Raw genomic sequence first — 23,090 nt, 5'->3', positions numbered from 1 at the left:
TACGATTCACGCGTGAATCGCCCACTTATCCACCGCCATTGCCGCTTCTTTAATCACTTCCGACAAGGTCGGATGTGCATGGAAACTTCTTGCTATATCTTCTGCAGAAGCTCCAAACTCCATAGCCACCGCCAGTTCCGCCACCATATCCGAAGCCCTTGGGCCAAATACAAAAGCCCCCAAAAGTTTATCCGTTTTTTTATCGGCTAATATTTTGACTTGTCCTTCCGCTTCATTCATCGCTTTGGAACGAGCATTGGGTCGAAAGAGTGACTTTCCTACTTTATATTCGATTCCTGCAGTCTTCAATTCTTCCTCGCCCTTTCCTACCCAAGCCATTTCCGGCCAAGTATATATGACGTAAGGAACTGCATTGTAATTGACATGACCGGATTGACCCGCAAGAAGTTCTGCAAGAGCAACTCCTTCTTCTTCCGCTTTGTGTGCGAGCATAGGTCCATCGATCGCATCTCCGATTGCATAAATTCCCGGAACGGAAGTTTTAAAATGTGCATCCACTTGGATTCGTTTGCGTTGTGTAAATGCTACACCTGCGTCCTCCAGTCCCACTCCTTCCAGAAAAGGTCTACGTCCAACCGCCACCAGAACAATATCCGCCTCTAGATCCTTAGACGCTCCTTTAGAATCTTCGATCTGAACCTTCACTCCGTTCTTTGTAGTAGTCGCACCTTTTACCTTATGTTCAAATAGGAATTCCATTCCTTGAGAAGTAAGAGAACGTTCTAATAACGAACCCATCTGACGATCTACGTTAGAAATGAGTCCGGGCAAAAATTCAACCACGGTCACAGAAGTTCCGAGTCTCCCCCAAACGGATCCTAATTCGAGTCCAATCACTCCGGCTCCGATGATGATCATCTTTTTTGGAAGTTTACGAAGTTCAATCGCGTGATCAGAAGTAATGATATTTTTTCCGTCCACGGTTAAACCCGGAATATCGATCGGAACCGACCCGGTAGCGACTACGATATGTTTGGCGGAAAGAGTTTCTTTTTTTCCGTCATTCAAAGCAACTTCTACTTTTCCAGCAGATAATACTTTTCCAAAACCTTCGTAACGTTTGATTTTATTTTTGTTCATAAGAAAGCCTACTCCGTCCGTGACTTCCTTTACAATCTGATCCTTACGACTCATAAGTTTGTTCAGATCCAGATCCACTTTTCCGACACTGATTCCGTGAACTTCCAGTTTGTGTAAGGTTTTATGATATTCTTCGGAAGAATCTAAAAGCGCTTTGGAAGGAATACAACCCACGTTCAGACAAGTGCCTCCGAGGGTTTTTCTTTTTTCGATGATTGCGGTTTTGAAACCAAGTTGCGCGCAGCGGATGGCACAAACGTAGCCCCCCGGTCCCGCGCCGATCACGACTACGTCAAATTCTGCTGACATACTTCCTCTTTCATTAAAGTTCTAGTAAAAGCCGACTTGGATCTTCGATCGCTTCCTTAACCTTTACAAGGAAGGTGACCGCCTCCTTTCCATCTACGATTCTATGATCGTAAGAAAGCGCAAGATACATCATCGGACGGATCACGATCTGATCGTTTACCACCACGGCACGTTTTACTATATTATGAAGTCCTAAAATTCCACTTTGTGGAGGATTGAGAATCGGAGTGGACATCATAGAACCGTAGATTCCCCCATTGGAAATCGTAAACGTCCCACCTTCCATTTCAGCAAGTTCGATTTTTCCGTCTTTAACCCGATTTGCAAGTCTTACAATCTCTTGTTCCACTCCTGCAAAACTGAGCAAGTCCGCGTCTCTTACGATAGGAACCACCAGTCCTTTCGGTCCTCCGACAGCGACTCCTATGTCATAGTAATTTTTGTAAACGATATCACTTCCACGGATTTCTGCATTGATCGCCGGAATTGTTTTTAGCGCATGAATCGCGGCCTTGGTAAAGAAACTCATAAATCCAAGACCTACGTTATGCGCTTCTTTAAATCGATCCTTGTAACGGTTTCTGAGTTCCATTACGGCGCTCATATCCACTTCGTTAAACGTAGTCAGAATTGCGGCGTTATGTTGTGCGGATACAAGTCTTTCTGCAATTACCTTACGAAGTCGGGTCATAGGAACTACATTTTCTTTTGGTAGATCCGTCCTTCTTACACTTGGAACCGCTTTCGGAATTTCAGGTAAAGTCAGCGTCGCTTTGACCGCCGCTGGAGTTCCTACAGCGTTTGAAACAGACGATTTGGATTCGATTGCTTTTAATACGTCTTCTTTTGTGATTTGTCCGTTTTTACCGGAACCAATAATCGATGCCGGATTGAGTCCGTTGTCTTCGATCAACTTACGGACCGCAGGTGGAAGAGTTTCGTTTATGGTTCCGTTTCCTGATGTTTGTGCTGAATTTGTTGGAGAAGGAGAAGAAACAGTTGCTGTTGCTGTGGAGTCAATCAGCCCGATGATCTCCTTTACCTTTACGGTTTCTCCAGCTTTTTTATGAATTTTCTGAAGAACACCCGAAGAAGGAGCTGGAACTTCCATGGTCGCCTTATCGGTTTCCAATTCTAACAAGATCTCGTCTTGTTTTACAGACTCTCCTTCTTTCTTTACCCAGTTCGCAATCGTAGCTTCCGTAATCGATTCCCCCATTTCGGGGACCTTAATTTCTACAGACATGAATGATTCCTTTCGAGAGACAACGCCATCTCGGTTTCAATCCTTCTAAATGAAAAAATTCTGTAAACGAAATTCTCCAAAACGAAATTATTCTGTTCTGGGTTTGAATTTTCGATCCGTTTTTCCTAATTCTTCATCGCTAATCTGATATTCTTTCTGTAAGAATTCTCTAAAATCCATAGACTTATGATGATCCCTTTCTCCATCACACTGACGATTACCCATTACAGCCTTGGTCACTCCTGCTACCGTGATCGGTTTGAGTGTCAGATTCTGAGTTACGGGACATACTCCCGGCTTTGGTGAAAGTCCGTTGTAAGCGCAAGTACCTCCTCCTTGTACTTCCTCTGGAATTACATCTTCTCCAAAAGTAGGATAGTTTTGTCCTCCGTAGAATCGATTGTACATCCTTCCCCAAATCGGAACCGCAAGTACAGAAGCGGCCTGTCCTCTTCCCAAGGAAATAGAACTTTTATCAAATCCCAACCAAATTACGGTCGTATAATTCGGATCAAATCCACAATACCAAGCGTTTGTAAAAGAAGAAGTAGAACCCGTTTTTCCCGCAGCGATTCCTCTATAATTTCCTTTCTCCGGATCTCTGAGTCCCATTGCGGCGGTCCCTGCCATAGCCACATTGGTTAACATTTTTTTCAGAATGTAGGCGGTTCCTTCCGAAATTACTTGGATACTTCCGTCTTTGGCTTGTCTTTGTAACTCTTCTTGCACCTTTACTTCTTCGTTATAAACTACGTTCCCACTTTGATCGATCACATAACGAACAGAAAACGGAATTACCCTTCTACCATTGTTGGCGATGGTAGCGTATCCAAGCGCCATTTCCAAAGGAGTCAGTTCCGCAATCCCAAGCGCCAAAGCTGGACTAGGCGGAAAACGATTCGGATTAACTCCTAAAAGTCTGGAAGAAAAATCGATGACCGCATCCGGACCAGTTCGTAAAAAAACCTGCACCGAAACGATGTTAAGCGACAAAGATAAAGCCCTAGATAGAGGAACCATTCCTAAAAAGTCTCCGTCAAAATCCTGAGGTGACCAACCTTCTCCTTCTTCCGTTAAAGTAGTAAGAGGTGCGTCCATAATTCCAGTTCCACTTCCTACCACCCTTTCCTGAATCGCGGCTCCATAAACAAATGGTTTAAACGCAGAGCCAGTTTGACGTCTTGCCATTGTAGCTCGATTGAACTGATTCTTGGGAGTGAATTCGTAACCACCTACCATCGTTTGTATGTATCCGGTAGAAGGTTCGATCGTAATCGCGGCTCCTTCTACGTGTAGATTTTTTCCAAAAATCGCTGTTTGTTTTTGAAATTCCGAAATCGCGGCGGATTCATTTTCTCCAGGAGTTAAAATGGTAAGAATGTCTACTGCGTCTATAAGTTCACGTTCCAAAGCCACTCTGTAGTTTGCTTTGTCGTCTAACTTGCTAATAAAAGGCATTCCGATGGGAAACACAGAACCCATCAAATAATAAAGACCTACAAGTCCTCTATCGGCTCCTCCGGAATAATTGACCGTAATTCCAGAAACAAGGTCGTCATGTTTTTTAATCGCCTTGGATAGTTCCTCTTGAGCAATCTCTTGTTTGCGAGCATCAAGAGTAGTATATACTTTCAATCCACCCGTATAAACCTTGTCTTCTCCTAACTCTTTTTCTAGTTTTTGACGAACATACTCCGTAAAATGAGGAGCCTTGTTCAAACGATTCCCCCAAGTGGATTGAGAAGGAGATTGAGTGATAACTACGGGCCAGTATTTATTCCAAAAATCGTCGTGAATGGTTTGAACCCTATCCGCGGGGATATAACCTTGTTCCGCCATAAGCCTTAGAACACTTAAATGTGCACCTTTGGAAATGGCCGGATTTTTAAAGGGGGAATATTTTACGGGAGCCTTAGGCAATCTGGCAAGAAGCGCCGCTTCGGCTACGTCCAAGTCGCTTACGTCTTTCTGAAAATATACATCCGCGGCGGAAGCCAGCCCAGTGGTTCCGTGTCCCAAATAAATTAGATTAAAATAAATTTCTAATATTTCTTCTTTTGAATATTCCTGTTCTATCTGAAGGGTAAACAACGCTTCTATAAATTTTCTCGCAAAGGATCTTTTTCTATTTTGTAAAACCGTTTTGGCGAGCTGCTGCGTAAGAGTAGAACCTCCCTGTTTGATTCTACCCGAAATCACGTTTACGATCCCGGCTCTAAGTATCGCCATAAAGTCGATCCCAAAGTGATTGAAAAAGTTATTGTCTTCCACGGATAAAAACGCCTGCACAACGTGAGGCGGAATATCTTGGTATTTCAATAGCTGTTGTTTGTGTTTATAAAGTTCCGCGAATACAACTCCATTGATGTCGTAGAGTCTAGTAGGAGTTGTAGGTTGGTAAGAAGCAAGCATCGCGAGTTCTCCTCCTTCGTCCACCTCCGAAAGAATATAACCAAAAAAAAGTCCTCCTAAGAGGGCTATGACGAGCAAGGTTTTAGAAGTTCTATGAAGTCCGATACTTTTCATATTAATTTATATACGTTTCCTTCGACGGCGAGTTCTATTTTCATGGAAGAGTTACCGAGCGAAACCGAGTGTGCCTTAGCTTCCTCCAGAATGAGATCCAACACGTCATCCGAATAAACGGGTTCGTGATGGGTCAATACGAGAGTTTTCACATTCCAGGCGACCGCACAGTTTACGGCCATCGTGTAGGATGTATGTCCCCAGTCAAATTTTTGGAAGGATTCGTCCAAAGTATATTGGGCATCTAAAACGAGTAAGTCTGCGTTTTCAAAGAAAGGTTTCATCTCCGAAATAGAATCGAAATCCTCCCCTGTAAACTCCGCGTCCGTAGCAAAAATAAATACCTTTCCTTTTTCCTCCACTCGGTAGGCATACGACCCGCCCGGGTGTTTGAGAGGATAAAAACTGATCCTACAATCCACTTCCAAATCCAACGTTTCGCCCGGATTCAGACAGGTAAAGATTTTCGTGGAAGCAAGTCCGGAAAATGGGATGGGAAAGTATTCGGGAGAATGTTGTTTTTCTAAACGCTCCTGCAGATCCGGAAAAGGTGAATAAAAATGAAATTCATTTCCGGGTATATAGATCGGTTTAAAAAATGGAATTCCTTGGATATGATCCCAATGAGTATGCGAAAAAAATAAAGAAAGCTTTCCTTCTCCGTTCTGAAATTCTTTCCGCATCAACTCGTCCCCTAAAATTCTAAGTCCGGTTCCACAATCAAAAACCAATCTTTTTCCGGAAGAAGTTGTGACCGAAACGCAGGTAGTATTCCCGCCTACTACGTGGGATAAATAGGTAGGCAAATTAGAAATAAATTTTTGAATATTGGTAAGAACTTCTGGACCCTTGTCTCGGACGATTTCCAAAATCTGAGTCACTTTTTGAATGTATTCTTTGGTGCGGAGAGGAGAAGGAATCGAACCTCTGGTTCCGTATAACTGAACGATCATATCCGGCCCAGTATTTAACTTCCGAAATTTTCTGTCAAAGAGAAGAGAAACAAGAAATTCCGTTTTACGGTTGTCTTTGGATTCCGAAGAGAAATCATGTTCTTCTATGACAGGAATCTACAATCGAATCGGTCCGGAGCTGACTCCAGTAGTCCGCACCTTATTGATTTTAAACGGGAGCGTCTTTGCGGTTCAACTTCTACTTTCCTGGACGGTAGGAGATTACTTAACTCTTTATTTTGGAATGACTTCCGATATGATCACTCACCGTTTTTTTATTTGGCAATTTCTGACATACGCATTCCTACATTCGGTTCAAAATTTCTTTCATATCTTATTCAACATGTTTTCTCTTTGGATGTTTGGTTCGGTACTGGAAAGTTACTGGGGTAGTAGAAATTTTTTGAAGTTTTATCTATTCTCTTGTTTTATGGGAGGTTTTTTTCCTTGGATTTTGCATAACGTTGGATTTCATCAAGGTACTATCATCGGCGCCTCTGGTGGAATTTATGGTCTTTTGATCGCCTTCGCTTTGATCTGGCCTAACCAGGAACTTCTTTTTATGGGCTTTTTTCCCCTCAAAGCGAAGTATATGGTTGTAATTCTTATGCTCATCATTGCGTTTTCCGGCTCGGGTAGCAACATCGCACACATGGCTCATTTGGGAGGAGCGATCGGTGGAGCGGTTTATTTCTTTTATTATAATAAACTAAAATCTAAAATTCCTGCTTCATTATCTCTCAGTCGTTATCTTCAAAAAAGAAAGATGAAAAAATGGCAAGAAGAAATGAATCGTAAAATTCACGTCAGGGAAGAAGTGGATCAATTACTAGATAAAATTTCCAAATCCGGTATGAATTCTCTTTCCAGAAAAGAAAAAAAATTTTTGAAAGAAGCATCTAGTAAATATTATTCGGAAGATTGATTTTTACCCGGAACTATATAACAGAGAACCAATTAATCGTTTTTACATATCAATCCCGTAAATTCAGCGTTAAAAGGTTTGGGAGTTGCCGGACCGCACTTTCTGCTCCAATTTCCTTCGGAATTTTTCAAACTCAGGTGCGGCTCTCTATCATGACCAACCACACAGGATTTTAGAATCAAAATTGAACTCAAGCAAAACGCACATTTTTCAAGTATTCCGACAAGAATGAGGTTTGTTACTTGCAAAAAGTATGTTTTTCTAATAGATAAAAATCTTCCGAACTTCTCCACCTGAATTGCGCCCCATGGAAAGCAATTCATTGAGTTGCCACCAAAATTAGGAAAAGCTCATACAAAGCTCTCTATCATAACCTTACCCACAAGTTGAATAGGATTTTAGAATAAGAAGGCTCAAAAACGCACATTTTTCAAGTGTTCCGACAAGAATGAGTCTTTTTACTTGCAAAAAGCATGTTTTTCTGATAGAGAAAAGTCTTCCGAATTTCTCCACCTCCACCCCCACCCAAAAATAAGGGTGGGAACTCAGTTTTACAGAGGATTTGTCGTAATTCCCACAAGATTTAATATTGAAATCTAAATATTTGTGGGTAAGGTTATGGCTCTCTATGGATCGCGTTGGAAACTCAACACAACGCTCTCTATGAATCGCGTTGCAAGTGAAAGTTTTTACAGAGGATTGTCGTAATTCCTACAGATTCATATTGAAATCCAAATACTTGTGGGGTTGGTTATGGATCGCAGCATAATAATCGCTTTAGCATTGGACACTCGTTAATCGATTTTTTATCACAACATTTAAGGTATTCTATCTTATAGGGATGGGTAAAGTGAGCAGATAATATTTGTTTTTCTAATATTAGAAAACGTGAACTCGATTTAAAAAAATGAGAAAGAATTTTCTAAAAGTAACGTGAGCAGAGCGTAAGCACTCGTGATTCTGAAAAAAGTTGAAATCTGAACCTTACAGATCGATTCCTAAAATGTAGGAACTACTGCAAAATTTCGTTCAGAAAAGTATGATTTAAAATCGCAAAAAAGATAAAAACAGACGTAATCCGTAAGAACTACTACAATTTATAAAATAGAAGTTTATAACTGTAGTATTCAAGTGTGGGAACTATTACAAAACTTAGGTTTGTCTGTAAAATGATGTGAGAACTCCGGTAAATCATGATTTTATGAGTAAATTCTAAAATTGTAGGAACTCATACTTTTAGAAAATTATTTCTTATACCGAACCCACATTAAAAGTAGTAGTTCCCACAATTTTGTAAAACGAAAATGTCTTGCTCACTGAACTCAACAAAATGTTCTACTTTTATGATTCACTAAAATCTACTTGTAAATTTTGAATAATCTTTATAAATTTTCAATTTCAACAAAGAACTTGTTCTAAAACCTAAAATTTACAAATATTTGATGATATAAAAAACGATTAGAAAAATTCGCAAATATCCTCCAGACTGTGCGGTCTTCTGTAGGAGCTACAGAATTTATCAGAAACTTCTAAAGAATTATCGTTTGTATCTTTGGAGTTTTTGAGACAAGTTCAAAACAAAATTCAAAAATGAAACATCACTTTCCCCCTGAACCTATTTCACTGATCGGAAACCATGTAGAACTTCATCCTCTCAAGATGGAACATTGTGAAACATTAACTAAAGCAGTGTTAGACGGAGAACTATGGAAACTTTGGTTCACGTTAGTACCTTCTCCTGAAGCTATGAAACAGTGGATCGAAAAGGCTCTGACAGAAGAAAAAGAAAAAAGTTCACTTCCTTTTGTTGTACAAAGTAAAGTCGATGGAAAAATCATCGGAAGTACACGTTATATGAACATAGAAAAAACGGATAAACGACTTGAAATAGGTTCGACTTGGTATTCTAAAGAATACCAAAAAACATTTGTAAATACAGAATGTAAATTTCTTCTTTTAGAACATGCATTTGAGAATTTAGATTGTATCGCCGTAGAATTTAGAACGCATAGACTCAATCAAAATTCAAGAAAAGCCATAGAAAGATTAGGAGCAACTTTAGACGGAATCTTACGTAATCATAGAACTATGCCAAACGGAACTCTGAGAGACACAGCCGTTTACAGTATCATCTCAAGTGAATGGCCTACCACCCGATCACATTTAAAATTCAAATTAGAAAGAAAATCCAGATAAAACTTATACAACTTTTCTAAAAACAAAATTCAAAAAGACCAAAAACTTAAAATAACGTGAGTTCGACGTAAAAAAACCAGGGCGAATCCGGCTTGCCACAGGCAGCCGGACCAGGCTCTTTAGCTTCGGTCAAGTTATTGTGAAACTACAGAATCAGATTCAATTTTCATAAAATACCAATAACTTGATCCTAAAACGCGACCCTTAGGAAAGCGTTTTGCTGAGTTAACGCGATTCATAGAGAGCATTGTGTTGAGTTCATTCATCGATCCTTTTCGCATTACGCCCTGATCACGTTAAAATATTATTCAATAACTACATAGGATACATAAAATTTCGTCCTCAAAAGGAAGCTTATTTTCAAAAGTTATGATACTCTAATGTATAGATAGGTATTGAAATAGACTCTTAATTTTCAGAATATTCTATTTTTTGAATTCTTTAAACAAAAAGTATATTTTAATTTTCTAAAATATGGATCAATTATTATTTTTAGAAGAAAAAAAAGAGCATCTTCTGTCATCAATTTTCTAAAAAATAACTCAAGTTTCAAAAAAATCCATCTCCGATTTCAGTTTGTCTGCTTGTTCATTTAAACGAATAGACAATTCGTCAATCTGAGTGACCACACTATTTAAAAACTCAGTCGTTTCAGAAATCGAAACGATCGTTTTTGAAAACTCTTCAGAAGTTCTAGCCTGTTCTTGAGTATGGTTTCTAATTTCGTCCGAAGAGATAGAAAATTCAGTAAACGCGGATTTTACCTGATCACTCGCGGTTAACTGAGAATCGGAAAGTAACGCTACTTCCGAAATACGATCCAGAGTAGTGCCTACAGTATTTCCGATTCTTTGAAAAACGGTCTGCATAGACTCGATCACTTCTCTACCGCTTTTTGTGGCGTTCAAAGCTTCCGAAATCGCTGAAGTAATTCTTTTAGCATTCTCTTGAGTCTGTTCTCCTAGTTTTGCAATCTCTTGTGCTACAACCGCAAAACCTTTTCCGGCCTCACCCGCTCTTGCCGCTTCAATCGAAGCGTTCAAAGAAAGAAGACCGATTCTATCTGTAATCTCTCTGATCACGTTTACGGTGGCGCCCATCTTTGTAGTACTTTCATCGATTGCTTCCATCGCTTTTTGAGTTCCCTTCAAAGCTTCTTCTCCACTTTTAGTTTCACCTTTCATTCGATCCGCGTCTGCTTTGGTTTCCACAAGAGCGGAGTGAACCTGGCGAATCCTTCCTTCTAATTCCGCGAGAGAAGTTTGCGCTTTTTTAGCAATCAGAGTTTGGCTTTCTGCTCGAGAAGCAGTAGAATGAATCGAAGCCGAAATTTCCTCAACCGCCGAACTCATCTCTTCGGAAGAGGCCGCCTGATCTTCCATCTTTCTAGATAACTCACTCGTATTTTCTCCTAAAGTTTTAGAACTTTCGGAAAGTTTAATCGCTTCCTTAGAAACCCTTTTTACAATAATACGAAGTCGCTTAACAAAGTCGCTTAAGGCTCTGGTATTAGAACCTAATTCGTCACTGGAAACGGTAGGAAGAACCTGAGTTAAATTTCCATCCGACATCTTTGCAAAAATTTGAATCATGTTTTCTGAATTTCTTCGGATCGTATAAGAAAGCTGAAAAGACGCAACCCCAACTGCAATCAACATAAACATCAGAGTAAGAATCAATGGAATTGTAACATCGCCTAACTTGATCCAGCCGGAAGTTTCTTCAAATAGAAGATAACCTAAAATTACAATTGGAAGAATAGCGATCGCAGAAATCGTGCTGAAAATTCTTGTATGAATTCCGACGGTTTTTATTTTTTTGGGATCGGTATAAACGTCACCCAAACGATCAGATTCTAAAAGAGCCACAAGTGTGGATTCCGTTAAAAAGAAATGAGAAACTCCTAAAACTGGATAAATGATTGCAGGCAAAAAAGCAAACGGAAGAGACTCGATCGTTTTCGGAACAAAAAATAAATGCATAATTCTCCAAGCGGCAAAGATTCCGTAACTCCACTGAATCATATAAAACCAAGAATTATAAAGAGGAAAGTTGAGAATTTTAATTTTAATTTCGGATTTTTCTTTGGAATTTAAAACAAACCAATTTTTATCTTCTAAGTTTTTTAAAAGTTTCCCAAGGATCACAAAACGAACGGAAGGAACCACAAACGAAGTGGTCAAAGAAATCGTGGAAGAAATAATCAACCCTATCGATTGATTGAAATCGTAACCTCCGGCAGAAATTACGAACAAAACCGCCAAAGGAACCGCCAAAATTGAAGTCAATAACTCCAAACCTATCGTTAATTTCCATCGCAGCTTTTTAGATTCAAATTGATTCATAATGTACTCTACTGATTAAATCGAGTTAGAATATAAATGTTTTCCATTTACAAACTATCTACTGAACTCATTTTTTTATACTACTCCGAAAGAAAAGTATCTTCCGAAAATTATTTTTTACTTTATTTTCACAAAATGAAAAACGAGTTCGATAGTTAGAAATCTTATTTAGAAAACTTAATTTTTTCATAAAAAAGTAAAACGTAAGAGTTTATTGCATTTTTTAAGTCTTTAAAAACCAAAAGACCTACATAAAGTTCTTTTTCAGTAACTACTCCTTAGAAAAAATTTCTTTAAAAACTTAGAATCCGAACCAAGTTTAAAATATAAAACTCTGAAACAAAATTTTTTAGATAGTATGCTCACCATTTTAAAAAATGAATAGTTTTTAGAGATCCAACTTAAGTTAACGTAAGCAGTACATAAGAAAATCTTAGGTCAATTTTGATGTGGGAACTCTTACAAATCGTGGATTTACCAGTTGGACTTTGAAAATTGTGGGAACTACTATAAAATACAAAAAGAATCATCGCCCATCTGGTTTTTGCACAAAACCGCTGTTTTACAGCTGTCATCAAAATTTAAATCCCATTTTAAAGTGAGTTCTGGCTGAGTAAAATTTTCTTAGAGTATGAGTTCCTACAATTTTAGAATTTACTCATAAAATCGTGATTTGTGAGAGCTCCCACATAATTTTACAGATAAACATAAGTTTTGTAATAGTTCCCACACTGAGACAGATTCAATTGTTATAAACTTCTATTTTATAAATTGTGGTAGTTCCCGAATCGATCTGTAAAGTTCAGATTCTAACTTTTTTCAGAATCATGGATTCGTTATGATCTACTCACGTTAAGACTATTTCAAAATTTAAAATGTGGGATCTCACACAAAAAAGCCAACGATTTCAAGTTAGATATAATTTTTTGAAAATTTCTGAGTCTTTGTAAAATCACCTATTCATTTTCTAATACTATTTTCATGCGTTCGAGTAATCAATGTGGGAAATTTAGAGGTGTTACGACCAGACTTTGAAAATGTAAAATAACGTGAATGAACGTAAAAGGAATGAACTCAGCACAACGCTTTCTCAAACTCAATGCATCGCTCCTAAGGGTCGCTCTGGAAACTCAGCGTCTCACTTCTTGAACTCAGTAAAACGCTCTCTACCATAACCTTACCCACAAGTATTTAGATTTCAATATTAAATCTGTGGGAATTACGACAAATCCTCTGTAAAACTGAGTTCCCACCCTTATTTTTGGGTGGGGGCGGAGGTGGAGAAATTCGGAAGACTTTTCTCTATCAGAAAAACATGCTTTTTGCAAGTAAAAAGACTCATTCTTGTCGGAACACTTGAAAAATGTGCGTTTTTGAGCCTTATGATTCTAAAATCTTATTCAACTTGTGGGTAAGGTTATGGCTCTCTACGGATCGCGTTCGAAACTCAGCACAACGCTTTCCTCAAACTCAATGCATCGCTCCCTAAGGGTCGCTCTGCAGGTCGCGTTCGAAACTCAGCACAACGCTTTCCTATGGGTCGCGTTGTGGGATCAAGTTATTGGTATTTTATAAAAATTGAATCTGATTCTGGAATTTCACAATAACTTGACCAGAGCTAAGAGCCCGGTCCGGCTGCCTGTGGCAAGCCGGATTCGCCCTGGTTTTTTTACGCCTTACTCACGTTAAGTGATTCAAATCAGTAAGACGCCTTCGATTTATTTCCTTTGAAATTGAATTGAATACCACCAGAATTCTTTAAAGAGTTCATGGTTTGTAGATATAATCTTTTGATCACGGAACATTTCCAATCAAACCAATTGGAAATCTCTTCATAAGTATAAATGATTTCTGGTCTTAAAAGTTTTTTTCTGAGTTTCAGTTTCTTTTGAGAAGAGAAGTTCGCCGCGTTTTTTCGATTAGAAAAAATCAATTGATGTGTGACTTCCATCTTTTCTAAAATCGTAATTTCTTTACATCGAACGGAAGATGTTTTTTCCGCCTTTTCTTTTAAAAAATCCCGAATCGAATTTCCGGACGAAGCAAGAATACTTTTCAAAAGTAGAATATCCTTTCTTTCCAAAAACAGATTGTGTTTGAGCTTAAAGATCAAAACTCCTCTCGGATCTAAATTTTGTAAAATTTCCTGTAAGAAAATTTTATGCGGTGAAGGTTCACAATCATAGTCTGGCTCGTAAACCACAGATCCAGGCAAACTATCCGGTTCCAAAAAAATAGGATTTTTTTTTAAAGAATTGATTTCCTTTTTCCATTGATTCAAAACGAGATGTTTTAAAAACACGATCCCAAACGCCGAAAAATTATTGAATTTTTTAGTTTCGTATAATTTAGAAAAATATTCTATTTTTTGAATGAACTTGAGTAGAACTTCGCTTCTCTCGTCTTCGCCAAGGGAATACTTGCGCACCGCAATTCTACCAATCCAAAACGCCGCCTGTTCGATTAAATCTTTTGGATCTCCTAGATTCTTATATGTTAAATAAGAATTTAGGAATATACGATCTAGTTCCGTTTTTTGTTCCATGATCGCAAGCTAATTGATTTGCAATTTTTTTGTCTAAGTCATTTATAAAATCAAAATTCTCCGATAAATCAAAATTAAATCGTACCAACCTAAATTTTAAGATTTTTTGATTGGAAAACCAACTTGAGAAGGATACACTCTTTGGCAAAGAGAAAGTACATGCAAAGATTTATCAAAAAAATTTTAGTCCCTGTAGACGGTTCGGAAAGTTCTAAAAAAGCTTTGGAAATGGGAATTGCGATCGCAAAAGCGGCAAACGCAAACCTCACGATCTTAGAAGTGATAGAGGAATTCGGTCCTCTTCCAGGTTATTATGAAAAAGCTCCCGAAGGAAAGGACAGAGTAAAATGGATCTCGGAACAAAGATTCGAAAAGATTCATTCTCCTTTAGATGAATCCCCAGAAATCAAATGGGACCGTTTGGTTCTAGAAGGTTATCCAGCAGATACAATCGTAGAAACGGCTACAAAAGGAAATTATGATATGATTGTAATCGGTTCGAGAGGACTTTCCGCAGTAGGAAGATTTTTAGTAGGTTCCGTTTCCGATCGAATCGTTCATCACGCTACTTGTTCGGTGACGGTCGTTCGTTAAACTAAGCGGGTAAAACCCCAGGTCCAAATTCCGGTCCCGGTATAAGAGTGATTCCGGGAAGATTTTTCCAATCGGGATGATCTCCTATATGTCTGTATCTATGTTCCCATACGATACGATCCTGAACTACAAGAAATACTCCAGGCATCTGCAAAGGATTACTTCCGGGAATTCCATAAAAATGTCCTTTAAGAGTAGCCCTTGCAATTCCCATCCATACTTCGGGGCCAACAAGTTGGATTAAATTTGCATTTTGTAATCCCAAGTCTTGATAAAATTCAGTATTCGGATCGGAAACCACACAAGCATCCTTCCAAACTTCTTTAAAAAATTTTTCGCAGTTTTTTAAATCTTCAGGAAAAAAAAATAAGATCGAAGGAAAAGAAAGAGAACTTTCAAACATCTCCTTCAAATCAGCAACCGCCTCCTTAACAAAAATACATCCTGAATGTCTTAAAAAAACCAAAAGACTGAGACGAGGAGGTAAATAAGTAAGAATGTTCTTTCCCCTCAAATGAATTCCGAACGCTTCTCTCGTTTTAAAACTTTCCGGAAGAAACTCCATACCTACAGTATGCCTTCTTAAGTTTCTTTGTAAATCGATTGATTTATTCCTTTTCGAAAAATTAACTGCAAGGATGGAATTACTTTCTCTCGATAAAGTTGTTGCAATTCTTACTCTTACTCTCATGGAAATTGTTCTAGGGATCGACAATATTGTTTTTCTTTCGATCGTTTCCGGAAAACTTCCTAAAAATAAACAAAATCAAGCAAGAAGTTTAGGTCTTACTTTAGCCTTGGGTTTTAGAATCGCTCTGTTATTCGCAGTTAGTTGGATCGCATCCTTAACGGCTCCCTTTTTTACAATTGCAAATTTTGCAATCTCAGGCAGAGACTTGATCATGCTCGGAGGTGGTTTGTTTTTAATCGCAAAAAGTACAAGCGAAATACACGGTAAGGTGGAAAGTATCGACGAAGATCATTCTAAATCTAAGAAGGAAAAAATTTCTTTCTGGAGTGTGATCGCTCAATTGATTCTTCTAGATATTATTTTTTCCGTGGATTCGATTGTGACAGCGGTCGGACTTTCGGGCCAGTTTCAAGTTATGGTTGCCGCGGTTATCCTTTCCATGGTTGTGATGCTTATATTTTCCGGAACTGTCAGCGATTTTATCAACGAACATCCTTCTATGAAAATTTTAGCTCTTTCTTTTTTGATTATGATCGGAGCGATGTTATTTGCGGACGGATTGCACTTTCATATTCCAAAAGGTTACGTTTATTTTTCCATGGCATTCTCTCTCGGAGTGGAACTGGTCAATATGAGAATTCGAAAGGCAAACTCTAAGAAACACTGATACCCACTTTGGAATTCCAAACGGACCACTGCAAATTGTAAAAAGGAGCAAATGTTCGTTGCCGATTTTTACTTTTGAGTTCGTTTAACAAAGAGCTGTTCCAAATACGATATTCCTGCAACGTTGTGTGGATTGCAGTTTCGCTTAACGTGTCTAAAGTTTTTTTCCCTTTCTTCTTTTTTAGAATCCGATTCGATTCTTCAAACCACAAATTCTCTAAATCAAGAATCCTTTGTTGAACCGCACGTTTTGCCTCCGGATAAAATCCCTGTATTTTCCGGTAGAATTTTTCGTGAGTCCACCAAAGAGAAGTATCGAACGCCGCTCCCGGTTGTTCGAAATTTTTTTCCAAAAAACTCGTTCCTGAAAAACCAGCCGGAATAAAAAGCGAAATCGAGGGAATGGAAGTTCCGGTAAACCAAAAACGATTTTGGGAAACGTCCGGATTCAGTTGGGCTACCATAGAACCTGTGGTACCGTTAGGCGTAATCGGACCGGTCGCGTGAAGACAAACCGAACCCATATTGGATCTAGAAGGAAGAAATGGTTTGGTAGTTCCCGGCTCTCCTTCCTGTCTCAGTATTTCCATCGCTTCTCTTGGACCTAAATTTCCTTTTTGATCCGTGCCTAAATCGGAAGTGATCTTTCTTCGAACCTTACACTTACTGAAAAAAGTAAAAAAGGAATCGGAAAACGAGGCTCGAAACGAGAACTGTTTTCCTTTTTTTGTCCATCCATTTTGATAAGCGAAATCGATCGCGTTAGGGTGAATCGCATCGTAGTTATCTTCAAGAGTCAACCCGTTGGAGATAGAATAAAAACCTTCTATCTTTTTCCAAGCCCAGAATTTTCCTGCGGTTTCCAATACGAACGCATTTTTAAAATCGGCGATTATAAAACTATTATGATAATAAAAAGAAGGATTTGTATAACCACCACAAGCGTCTTGGCCAAATTTTTCCAAAAATTGAAGGATGGTTTCTCTTGCTGTTTCTGCATCCTTACTTCTTTCCAATGCAAGTCTAAGCAGATCCATACCGGTCAATCCTTGATTTTTCTTTTCAAAAGGAATTTTTGTAAAGACCGCTTCGTTTCCGATCACCACACCAGACTCATTGGCTCCCATCTCAGCGCCCCACATCTGAAATGGTTTTGATAGAATCACTTCCTGAGTTTGTTTTGCTCCTGGAACTTGGATATAAGTACAAAACGTCTTAGACTCTTTGGATCTGGCCGGAACTCTCAAAAGGGACTGTGCCTCGTTTGGTTCTCTATCTGAATTTTTTCCAAAAATCATAGAACTGGTTCCAGTAAATGAAGGAGTGGCAACAAAAGTATCACACATGGGTTTTGAAGTTTTTCTGTAAAAGCGGATTGGCAAGTCGTTTTTTGCTATTTCTCACAAGTTCAGTTTCAGAAAATTTGCAATTCAATTTTGAAAATGTGGGAACTCTTACAAATTAAAAAATGGATCATTTTCAAGTCATCATTGAAAAAGTAAAATTCAAACGCGACTTTGAACAAATAAACTTTTGTAGATTTCAGGAAGTTGAGTCGGTTTCTGAGTTACAAAGTTCAGCCAAAGAAACTCCCCGCTTGCGGTCGCCACACAATCCCCTTCTTGGTTCCACATCGTACATGAAATTTTAAAAGAACGAGAAGAAACAGAATCCACCTGCATCGTAATTTCCAACGTATCCGGATAACGAACTTGTTTTCTATATTCCACTTGAATGTGTGTAATGACCGGACCTGTCTGCGAAGACGTATCCGGAGTGTCCCATAGTTTTAAATCGGTGAAATAATTTGCCCTTGCATTTTCAAAATACTTTGCATAAACCACGTGATTGACATGCCCAAACGCATCCATATCTCCCCAAGCGACTTTTTGTAAATAACTGTAAGAATAACGAATCGGTTTTGGCATCGGCTAAAATCCTATTTTAAAAATTTATCGATTTCAATTTTTCGGATATAAAACGCATTTCATCGGTTGTACGTTTTTTTTCAATAACAAGATTTGTAGGAATTCTCGCATATTCTGGTTTTGGAGCGAACTTTAAGCCGTCCCTAATTTACAACCTCGCCCCAATTAAACACTTTAAATTACAATAATATTCAAAAACAATAAAACAAAACTACATTAACGTGAGCAGGTGTAAGAAAACCAGGGCGAATCCGGCTTGCCACAGGCAGCCGGACCGGGCTCTTAGCTCTAGTCAAGTTATTGTGAAATTCCAGAATCAGATTCAATTTTTATAAAATACCAATAACGCGACCTGTCGAGCGACCGTAGAAGCGAGACGCTGAGTTACTTCGAACGACCTAAAACGCGACCCGTAGAGAGCCATAACCTTACCCACAAGTATTTAGATTTCAATATTAAATCTTGTGGGAATTACGACAAATCCTCTGTAAAACTGAGTTCCCGCCCTTATTTTTGGGTGGGGGTGGAGGTGGAGAAATTCGGAAGACTTTTCTCTATCAGAAAAACATGCTTTTTGCAAGTAAAAAGACTCATTCTTGTCGGAACACTTGAAAAATGTGCGTTTTTGAGCTTTATGATTCTAAAATCCTATTCAACTTGTGGGTAAGGTTATGGTAGAGAGCGTTTGCTGAGTTAACGCTTTCGTAAAAAGCGTTTTGCTGAGTTCAGGGAGCGATGCATTGAGTTTGAGGAAGCGTTGTGCTTTAGTTCATTCATCGATCCCTTTCGCGTTTATTCACGTTATATTCAATTGAAAATCACTGTCTTTAAATCAATAGAGTTCAATTCCCCATCTGTTTCCGTTACATTACAACGGTCGATTGAAGTAATTTAGCTCATCTCCACTATGTAAAAATTTCAACAATTCTATTGACAAGAAGTGATTCTTTGTTTGACCTACTCAGACTATATAATAAAGTACTTATTAAATAATTTATACTTTAATTATGTGAATTCAGAGAAAAAAATCTAATATTAGATTAATTTTATAAAAAATAACGTTATACGTCATTATATTTGATCACGTTTATGGATTGTTAGTCTGTTCTAAAATTCGATCCAATTCTTCTACAATCCGAATATCCCCTCTTTCAAAAAAATATTTCCGAAGAGATAAAATCGTTTTTCTGGATTCAGAAGTAGAAGAAATTTGTTTGAGAAGTTCTTCCTTTAACTCGGATTGAAACTTACCAGAAGAAGGAATGTCCTGAAAATTTCCGGTTTCTGATTGTCCAAATAAAGTACCAGCCCTTTCCGATTGATTTTCTATAACAGAACTTTGGATTCGATTATAAGTTATGAATACAATTGCAAATACCAAAACACCCGAAAACGAAAACTGTAAACCTCGATTGGAAAGAACATTTTCCCAAATTCTTTTCCATCCATTTTCAGGTTCGAGTTGAACGGCTTTGAGCTGATTTTTCAATCGAATCGAAAATTCCTGACTCAAATTAATATGACTCAACTCCTTGTCCCTAAGTTCAGACATAGTTTTTACAAGCGAATTTTCAATTTTAAGTAGATCTCCGTCTTCCTTTCGAAGGAAAAGCGGAATTCTAAATTTTGAATGTAATTTTTCCATTTTTTTTACCTAAAGTATCCTTCACCCTTACCGTCTTGTAGAATCAAATGTTTTAAGAATTCTTTAGCCTTAAAGAGTCTACTCTTTACGGTTCCTACATTCGTTCCCAGAACTTCCGCAATTTGCGCGTAGGACATTTCCTCAAAGTATCTGAGTTCGATTACCTCTTTATAGAGATCTTCCAAGCCGTTGATTTTGCTAATTAGATAGTTGGATTCATCACTAAGTTCAATTTTTTTTTCGAACCCCAAGCGATCGTCCGTCACCTGATATTCTTTATCATCCATAGAATTTTCTTTAGCTCGTTTTCGTTTCGCTAACATATCCTTGGATTTGTTAACTACAATCCGATAAAGCCAGGTGTAAACCCCGGAATCCGCTCTAAAATTACGAATGGATCTGTAACCGGAAATGAGAGCGTCTTGAACGATGTCTTCCGCGTCGTCTCCGTCTTTTACCATCGAAATCGCCTTACGATAAAGTCTTTCTCGGAACGGACTGACAAGTTGAATATACGCTTCATCGTCCCCTTCTTTGATCTTCTTGAGTAGACCGATTTCGATCTCTCTTAAAGTAGGCTTTTTAGGAACAATTTGTTTTTGTTCCTTTTTTGTAGAAGAATCCATGATTCAAAGATCCTCGAAGAACCGAATATGGCAATCCGGAAACTTAAAATGAAAGGTTACAAGTCACGGATCCTGTAAGGAAAGATTGATCAAAACCAGGGATTCGGTCAAAATGAGAGGTTCTCTAAATTTAAGACCGTAGACAAATCGTATCTTATCGTCGATCGTTTCTTCTTCGGCCCATATAATGTCACCTTCAAATTCGAGACGTTTTCCGGATTTTTTTTCGATAACCGAACCGTAAACCGATTCAGTCATATTCAAATCTTCTCCGTTTAAAATCAGACAAATTCCGGTTTCGGAAATATTTCCTATTTTTGCATGAAGAGTGATTAAACCAAATTCAATTTGTATGATATAGTCCGCGTAAACTCCGGGATGGTATCTATGACTTCTGGGTTGTTTGTCTGGATTGCCGGACATATCGGGATCAGAGTCGACATAGAATGAATGTTTGTCGAGAAGGATTTTTATAGGTATTCATTTATAAGTGTAGAACTAGAGTCATTCGCATTAATAAAACTCTGATTAAACGAATTGATTCCATAATCAAAATTGAAAGTAGATAAAAGGAAGTTCCAGATCCGGAGTCAAAAGAGCCAAACCTACGGCAATCACAGGATAAAAGGAAAACTCAAGCCAAACGGGAGGGTTCCATTCTTTCTTTTTTTCAAAGATCACATAACCTAACCAATGTCCTACGATCACACAAAGTATAACCGGAATTCCAGTCTTTAACATATAGGGACGTAAACCTCCTTCGTTAAAGAAAAACATCTTCTTCCACATGATCCACCCTTTAGAGACGGATTCCGCTCTAAACCAAGTTGCTACCGTTACCGAAATGAAACAGGTCAGAAAAATTTGGATTGGAGCCAAAATTCTTTCCGGAAGGATCTGTAAATTGGGAAAATGTTTTTCTTTGAAACTTCCATAGATCGCTTCTATCAATAAGATAGTCCCCTGACAACTTCCCCAGATGATAAACGTCCAAGCGGCTCCGTGCCAAAAACCGGCTACGAACATAGTAAACCAAAGATTAAATCTATGTCGAAATGCCCCCGCCCGATTTCCTCCCAGAGAAATATATACGTAATCCCTAAGCCAGGTAGAAAGAGTGATATGCCATCTTCTCCAGTGTTCGGTAACACTTCTTGCAATAAAAGGCATACGGAAATTTTCAGGAAGTTCGTAACCTAACAACAACGCGGAAGCGTAAGCCATATCGGTATAACCGCTAAAATCGCAATATATTTGAATGAGAAATAAAGTAACCGCCAACCAAAGAGCCACGGTTCCAAAACTTGTGGGATCTGCAAAAATTTTTTCCACGATCGGAGCCGCGTTATCCGAAATTACTACTTTCTTAATATAACCTAATATAAAATAGCGAATCGCTTTTCTAAATCGAATTTCGGTCAGATTTTTAATCGTATTTAACTGAGGTAAAAAAGTTTTTGCGGTTACAATAGGACCTGCAACGAGTTGAGGAAAAAAAGAAACGAACAAAGCAAATCTTAAAAAACTTTTTTCGGGAAGAATCTGTCTGCGATAAACGTCGATCGTATAACTCAAAGACTGAAACGTATAAAAAGAAATTCCCACTGGAAGGATGATGTGCAAAACCGGAAGCGCATTCTTCACACCGAAACTTCCAAGAAATAAATTGATAGAGTCCGCAAAAAAATTATAATATTTGAAAAAACCTAAAATGAATACAAGATTCAAAACCAAACTGATAGTAATCAGTATCCATCTGATTCTTTGATTTTGGGATGAATGGATTCTATCGGCGAGTATAAAATCGATGACTGTGGAAAGTAGTATCAAACCACCGAATCTCCAATCCCAACTCATATAAAAATAATAACTGACTACGAGTAAAAAAAAATGTGTGAGAGTAAGAGACCTTGTATCTTTTCCGAAGAAATACGGAATGAAATACCAATAAACCAGGAATACGAAGATAAAAAATACGAAAAATTCTAAAGTAGGAAAAAGCAAATCCTTCGCTCCCGATGTTCCCTCTATCTTTTTTCAAACGCAACTCAGGTCAAGGAAATATGCCACGATGATCCGTAAGCGCTAATTCGAATTTCCTTTTTAAAAAAAGAAAAACCTTGCATAATTTTAAGGAAAGGATTCAATTTTCAAAAATTCGATCAAGGAGTTGTCCTTTCATGCAACAAAACAAATTTCGTAAGGCTATTGTAGCGATTCTTATGCCGATGATTCTTTTCGTTTCTTTTGGAAACTGTTTCGGTAAGTTTGCAATCGTTAAAAAAGTGTATGAAGTAAACGATGGTTTTAATATTGGCAGCGGTTTATTGGCTAAATTCATTAAAACTCTTGTCATGTATTTTCCTTTCAGCATTCTTTATTTCGTCGGATTTTTCTTCGATTTAATACTATTTAACTTAATCGAATTCTGGTCCGGTAATAATCCAGTGGGTTATAATGAATATGATGAAAATGGAAAGTACGTTAAGGCCTACGAGGAAAACGGAGAAAAACTTTTACTGAGTTATTCCGATTTCGGAAAAAGGTTGGACATTCAGTTCGAAAAAGAAGGTAACTCTCAAAATCTGATTGTGTTTCGCGCCGAACCCGGAAAATTCTTTGCTGAAAAAGACGGCAAATTGGAAGAGATCGTAGTATCTTCGGAAACGGTAGGATCAAAAACGATTTTAAAAATGGCGGAACAAGGCAAACTAAAATCCACTAAAGTTGTAGATACAAAAACATTAAACGACTTAGAAGCAAAATTAGTTTCCGAATCTCTCTAAACAAAAAA

General features: G+C 38.2%; 18 protein-coding genes and 1 pseudogene. 6 read left to right on the top strand and 13 right to left on the bottom strand.

Annotated features, from left to right (window positions below):
- Positions 1–6: 6 nt before the first annotated feature.
- The 4 genes from lpdA to LEP1GSC049_RS213485 form a co-directional block, all read right to left on the bottom strand.
- Positions 7–1,410 carry a dihydrolipoyl dehydrogenase gene (gene lpdA, locus LEP1GSC049_RS213470; RefSeq protein ID WP_016560850.1) on the bottom strand — a complete coding sequence of 468 codons (1,404 nt, stop codon included), beginning with the start codon at positions 1,408–1,410 and terminating at the stop codon, positions 7–9.
- A 13-nt stretch (positions 1,411–1,423) separates the two neighbouring features.
- On the bottom strand, positions 1,424–2,656 hold the full coding sequence (gene odhB / locus LEP1GSC049_RS213475; RefSeq protein WP_004762912.1) for a 2-oxoglutarate dehydrogenase complex dihydrolipoyllysine-residue succinyltransferase: 1,233 nt from the start codon (positions 2,654–2,656) through the stop codon (positions 1,424–1,426).
- A gap of 87 nt (positions 2,657–2,743) precedes the next feature.
- Complete coding sequence (locus LEP1GSC049_RS213480) at positions 2,744–5,182, bottom strand: penicillin-binding protein 1A (protein WP_004762910.1); 2,439 nt, start codon at positions 5,180–5,182, stop codon at positions 2,744–2,746.
- Positions 5,179–6,135, bottom strand: coding sequence for an MBL fold metallo-hydrolase (locus LEP1GSC049_RS213485; protein ID WP_004767063.1), 957 nt, complete (start codon positions 6,133–6,135; stop codon positions 5,179–5,181). Before LEP1GSC049_RS213485 ends, LEP1GSC049_RS213480 begins: the two co-directional genes overlap by 4 nt.
- 106 nt (positions 6,136–6,241) lie before the next feature.
- Between LEP1GSC049_RS213485 and LEP1GSC049_RS213490 the strand changes: the two genes are divergently transcribed.
- Together LEP1GSC049_RS213490 and LEP1GSC049_RS213495 are read left to right on the top strand one after the other, a co-directional pair.
- Positions 6,242–7,060: a rhomboid family intramembrane serine protease gene (locus tag LEP1GSC049_RS213490; RefSeq protein WP_025175829.1), complete on the top strand. Its 819-nt coding sequence runs from the start codon at positions 6,242–6,244 to the stop codon at positions 7,058–7,060.
- A 1,590-nt stretch (positions 7,061–8,650) separates the two neighbouring features.
- Positions 8,651–9,256 carry a GNAT family N-acetyltransferase gene (locus LEP1GSC049_RS213495; protein WP_004762898.1) on the top strand — a complete coding sequence of 202 codons (606 nt, stop codon included), beginning with the start codon at positions 8,651–8,653 and terminating at the stop codon, positions 9,254–9,256.
- A 542-nt stretch (positions 9,257–9,798) separates the two neighbouring features.
- On the opposite strand, the gene LEP1GSC049_RS213500 is transcribed toward LEP1GSC049_RS213495, so the two are convergent.
- Entirely contained in the window at positions 9,799–11,601 is a 1,803-nt protein-coding gene (locus LEP1GSC049_RS213500) for a methyl-accepting chemotaxis protein (RefSeq protein WP_004768315.1), read from the bottom strand.
- 1,167 nt (positions 11,602–12,768) lie between these two features.
- On the opposite strand from LEP1GSC049_RS213500, the pseudogene LEP1GSC049_RS2000000229365 reads away from it, so the two are divergent.
- Positions 12,769–12,840: pseudogene (locus LEP1GSC049_RS2000000229365) on the top strand (Imm7 family immunity protein); the annotation flags it as partial.
- Positions 12,841–13,300: 460 nt separating this feature from the next.
- Here the strand turns inward: LEP1GSC049_RS2000000229365 and LEP1GSC049_RS213505 are convergent.
- Positions 13,301–14,146 carry a hypothetical protein gene (locus LEP1GSC049_RS213505; RefSeq protein ID WP_004750387.1) on the bottom strand — a complete coding sequence of 282 codons (846 nt, stop codon included), beginning with the start codon at positions 14,144–14,146 and terminating at the stop codon, positions 13,301–13,303.
- 159 nt (positions 14,147–14,305) lie between these two features.
- On the opposite strand from LEP1GSC049_RS213505, the gene LEP1GSC049_RS213510 reads away from it, so the two are divergent.
- Positions 14,306–14,740 carry a universal stress protein gene (locus LEP1GSC049_RS213510; protein WP_002154824.1) on the top strand — a complete coding sequence of 145 codons (435 nt, stop codon included), beginning with the start codon at positions 14,306–14,308 and terminating at the stop codon, positions 14,738–14,740.
- A 1-nt stretch (position 14,741) separates the two neighbouring features.
- Here the strand turns inward: LEP1GSC049_RS213510 and LEP1GSC049_RS213515 are convergent, their stop codons facing one another.
- A complete protein-coding gene (locus tag LEP1GSC049_RS213515; RefSeq protein WP_004750719.1) occupies positions 14,742–15,305 on the bottom strand; it encodes a peroxiredoxin-like family protein in 564 nt (187 codons plus the stop codon).
- Between the two features lie 73 nt (positions 15,306–15,378).
- Between LEP1GSC049_RS213515 and LEP1GSC049_RS213520 the strand changes: the two genes are divergently transcribed.
- Entirely contained in the window at positions 15,379–16,098 is a 720-nt protein-coding gene (locus LEP1GSC049_RS213520; protein WP_004750313.1) for a TerC family protein, read from the top strand.
- Here LEP1GSC049_RS213520 and LEP1GSC049_RS213525 read toward each other — a convergent pair.
- The 6 genes from LEP1GSC049_RS213525 to LEP1GSC049_RS213550 form a co-directional block, all read right to left on the bottom strand.
- A complete protein-coding gene (locus tag LEP1GSC049_RS213525) occupies positions 16,085–17,443 on the bottom strand; it encodes an acyl-CoA--6-aminopenicillanic acid acyltransferase (protein WP_004750588.1) in 1,359 nt (452 codons plus the stop codon). The genes LEP1GSC049_RS213520 and LEP1GSC049_RS213525 overlap by 14 nt on opposite strands.
- Before the next feature lie 159 nt (positions 17,444–17,602).
- Positions 17,603–18,025 carry an acyl-CoA thioesterase gene (locus LEP1GSC049_RS213530; RefSeq protein WP_004750277.1) on the bottom strand — a complete coding sequence of 141 codons (423 nt, stop codon included), beginning with the start codon at positions 18,023–18,025 and terminating at the stop codon, positions 17,603–17,605.
- Positions 18,026–19,112: 1,087 nt separating this feature from the next.
- Positions 19,113–19,670, bottom strand: coding sequence for an LIMLP_12425 family protein (locus LEP1GSC049_RS213535; RefSeq protein WP_004750445.1), 558 nt, complete (start codon positions 19,668–19,670; stop codon positions 19,113–19,115).
- A gap of 5 nt (positions 19,671–19,675) precedes the next feature.
- Complete coding sequence (locus tag LEP1GSC049_RS213540) at positions 19,676–20,296, bottom strand: RNA polymerase sigma factor (RefSeq protein WP_000378484.1); 621 nt, start codon at positions 20,294–20,296, stop codon at positions 19,676–19,678.
- Positions 20,297–20,359: 63 nt separating this feature from the next.
- On the bottom strand, positions 20,360–20,719 hold the full coding sequence (locus LEP1GSC049_RS213545) for a PilZ domain-containing protein (RefSeq protein ID WP_004762901.1): 360 nt from the start codon (positions 20,717–20,719) through the stop codon (positions 20,360–20,362).
- 126 nt (positions 20,720–20,845) lie between these two features.
- Positions 20,846–22,300, bottom strand: coding sequence for an MBOAT family O-acyltransferase (locus LEP1GSC049_RS213550; protein ID WP_016560851.1), 1,455 nt, complete (start codon positions 22,298–22,300; stop codon positions 20,846–20,848).
- A 176-nt stretch (positions 22,301–22,476) separates the two neighbouring features.
- Here LEP1GSC049_RS213550 and LEP1GSC049_RS213555 point away from each other — a divergent pair, with 176 nt between their 5' ends.
- Entirely contained in the window at positions 22,477–23,082 is a 606-nt protein-coding gene (locus LEP1GSC049_RS213555) for a DUF3332 domain-containing protein (protein WP_004750644.1), read from the top strand.
- Positions 23,083–23,090 lie beyond the last annotated feature (8 nt).

This window comes from Leptospira kirschneri serovar Cynopteri str. 3522 CT (assembly GCF_000243695.2).
Taxonomy (GTDB): domain Bacteria; phylum Spirochaetota; class Leptospiria; order Leptospirales; family Leptospiraceae; genus Leptospira; species Leptospira kirschneri.
Note: the sequence above shows the minus strand (reverse complement) of the source record. Positions and strands in the feature narration are given on the sequence as shown.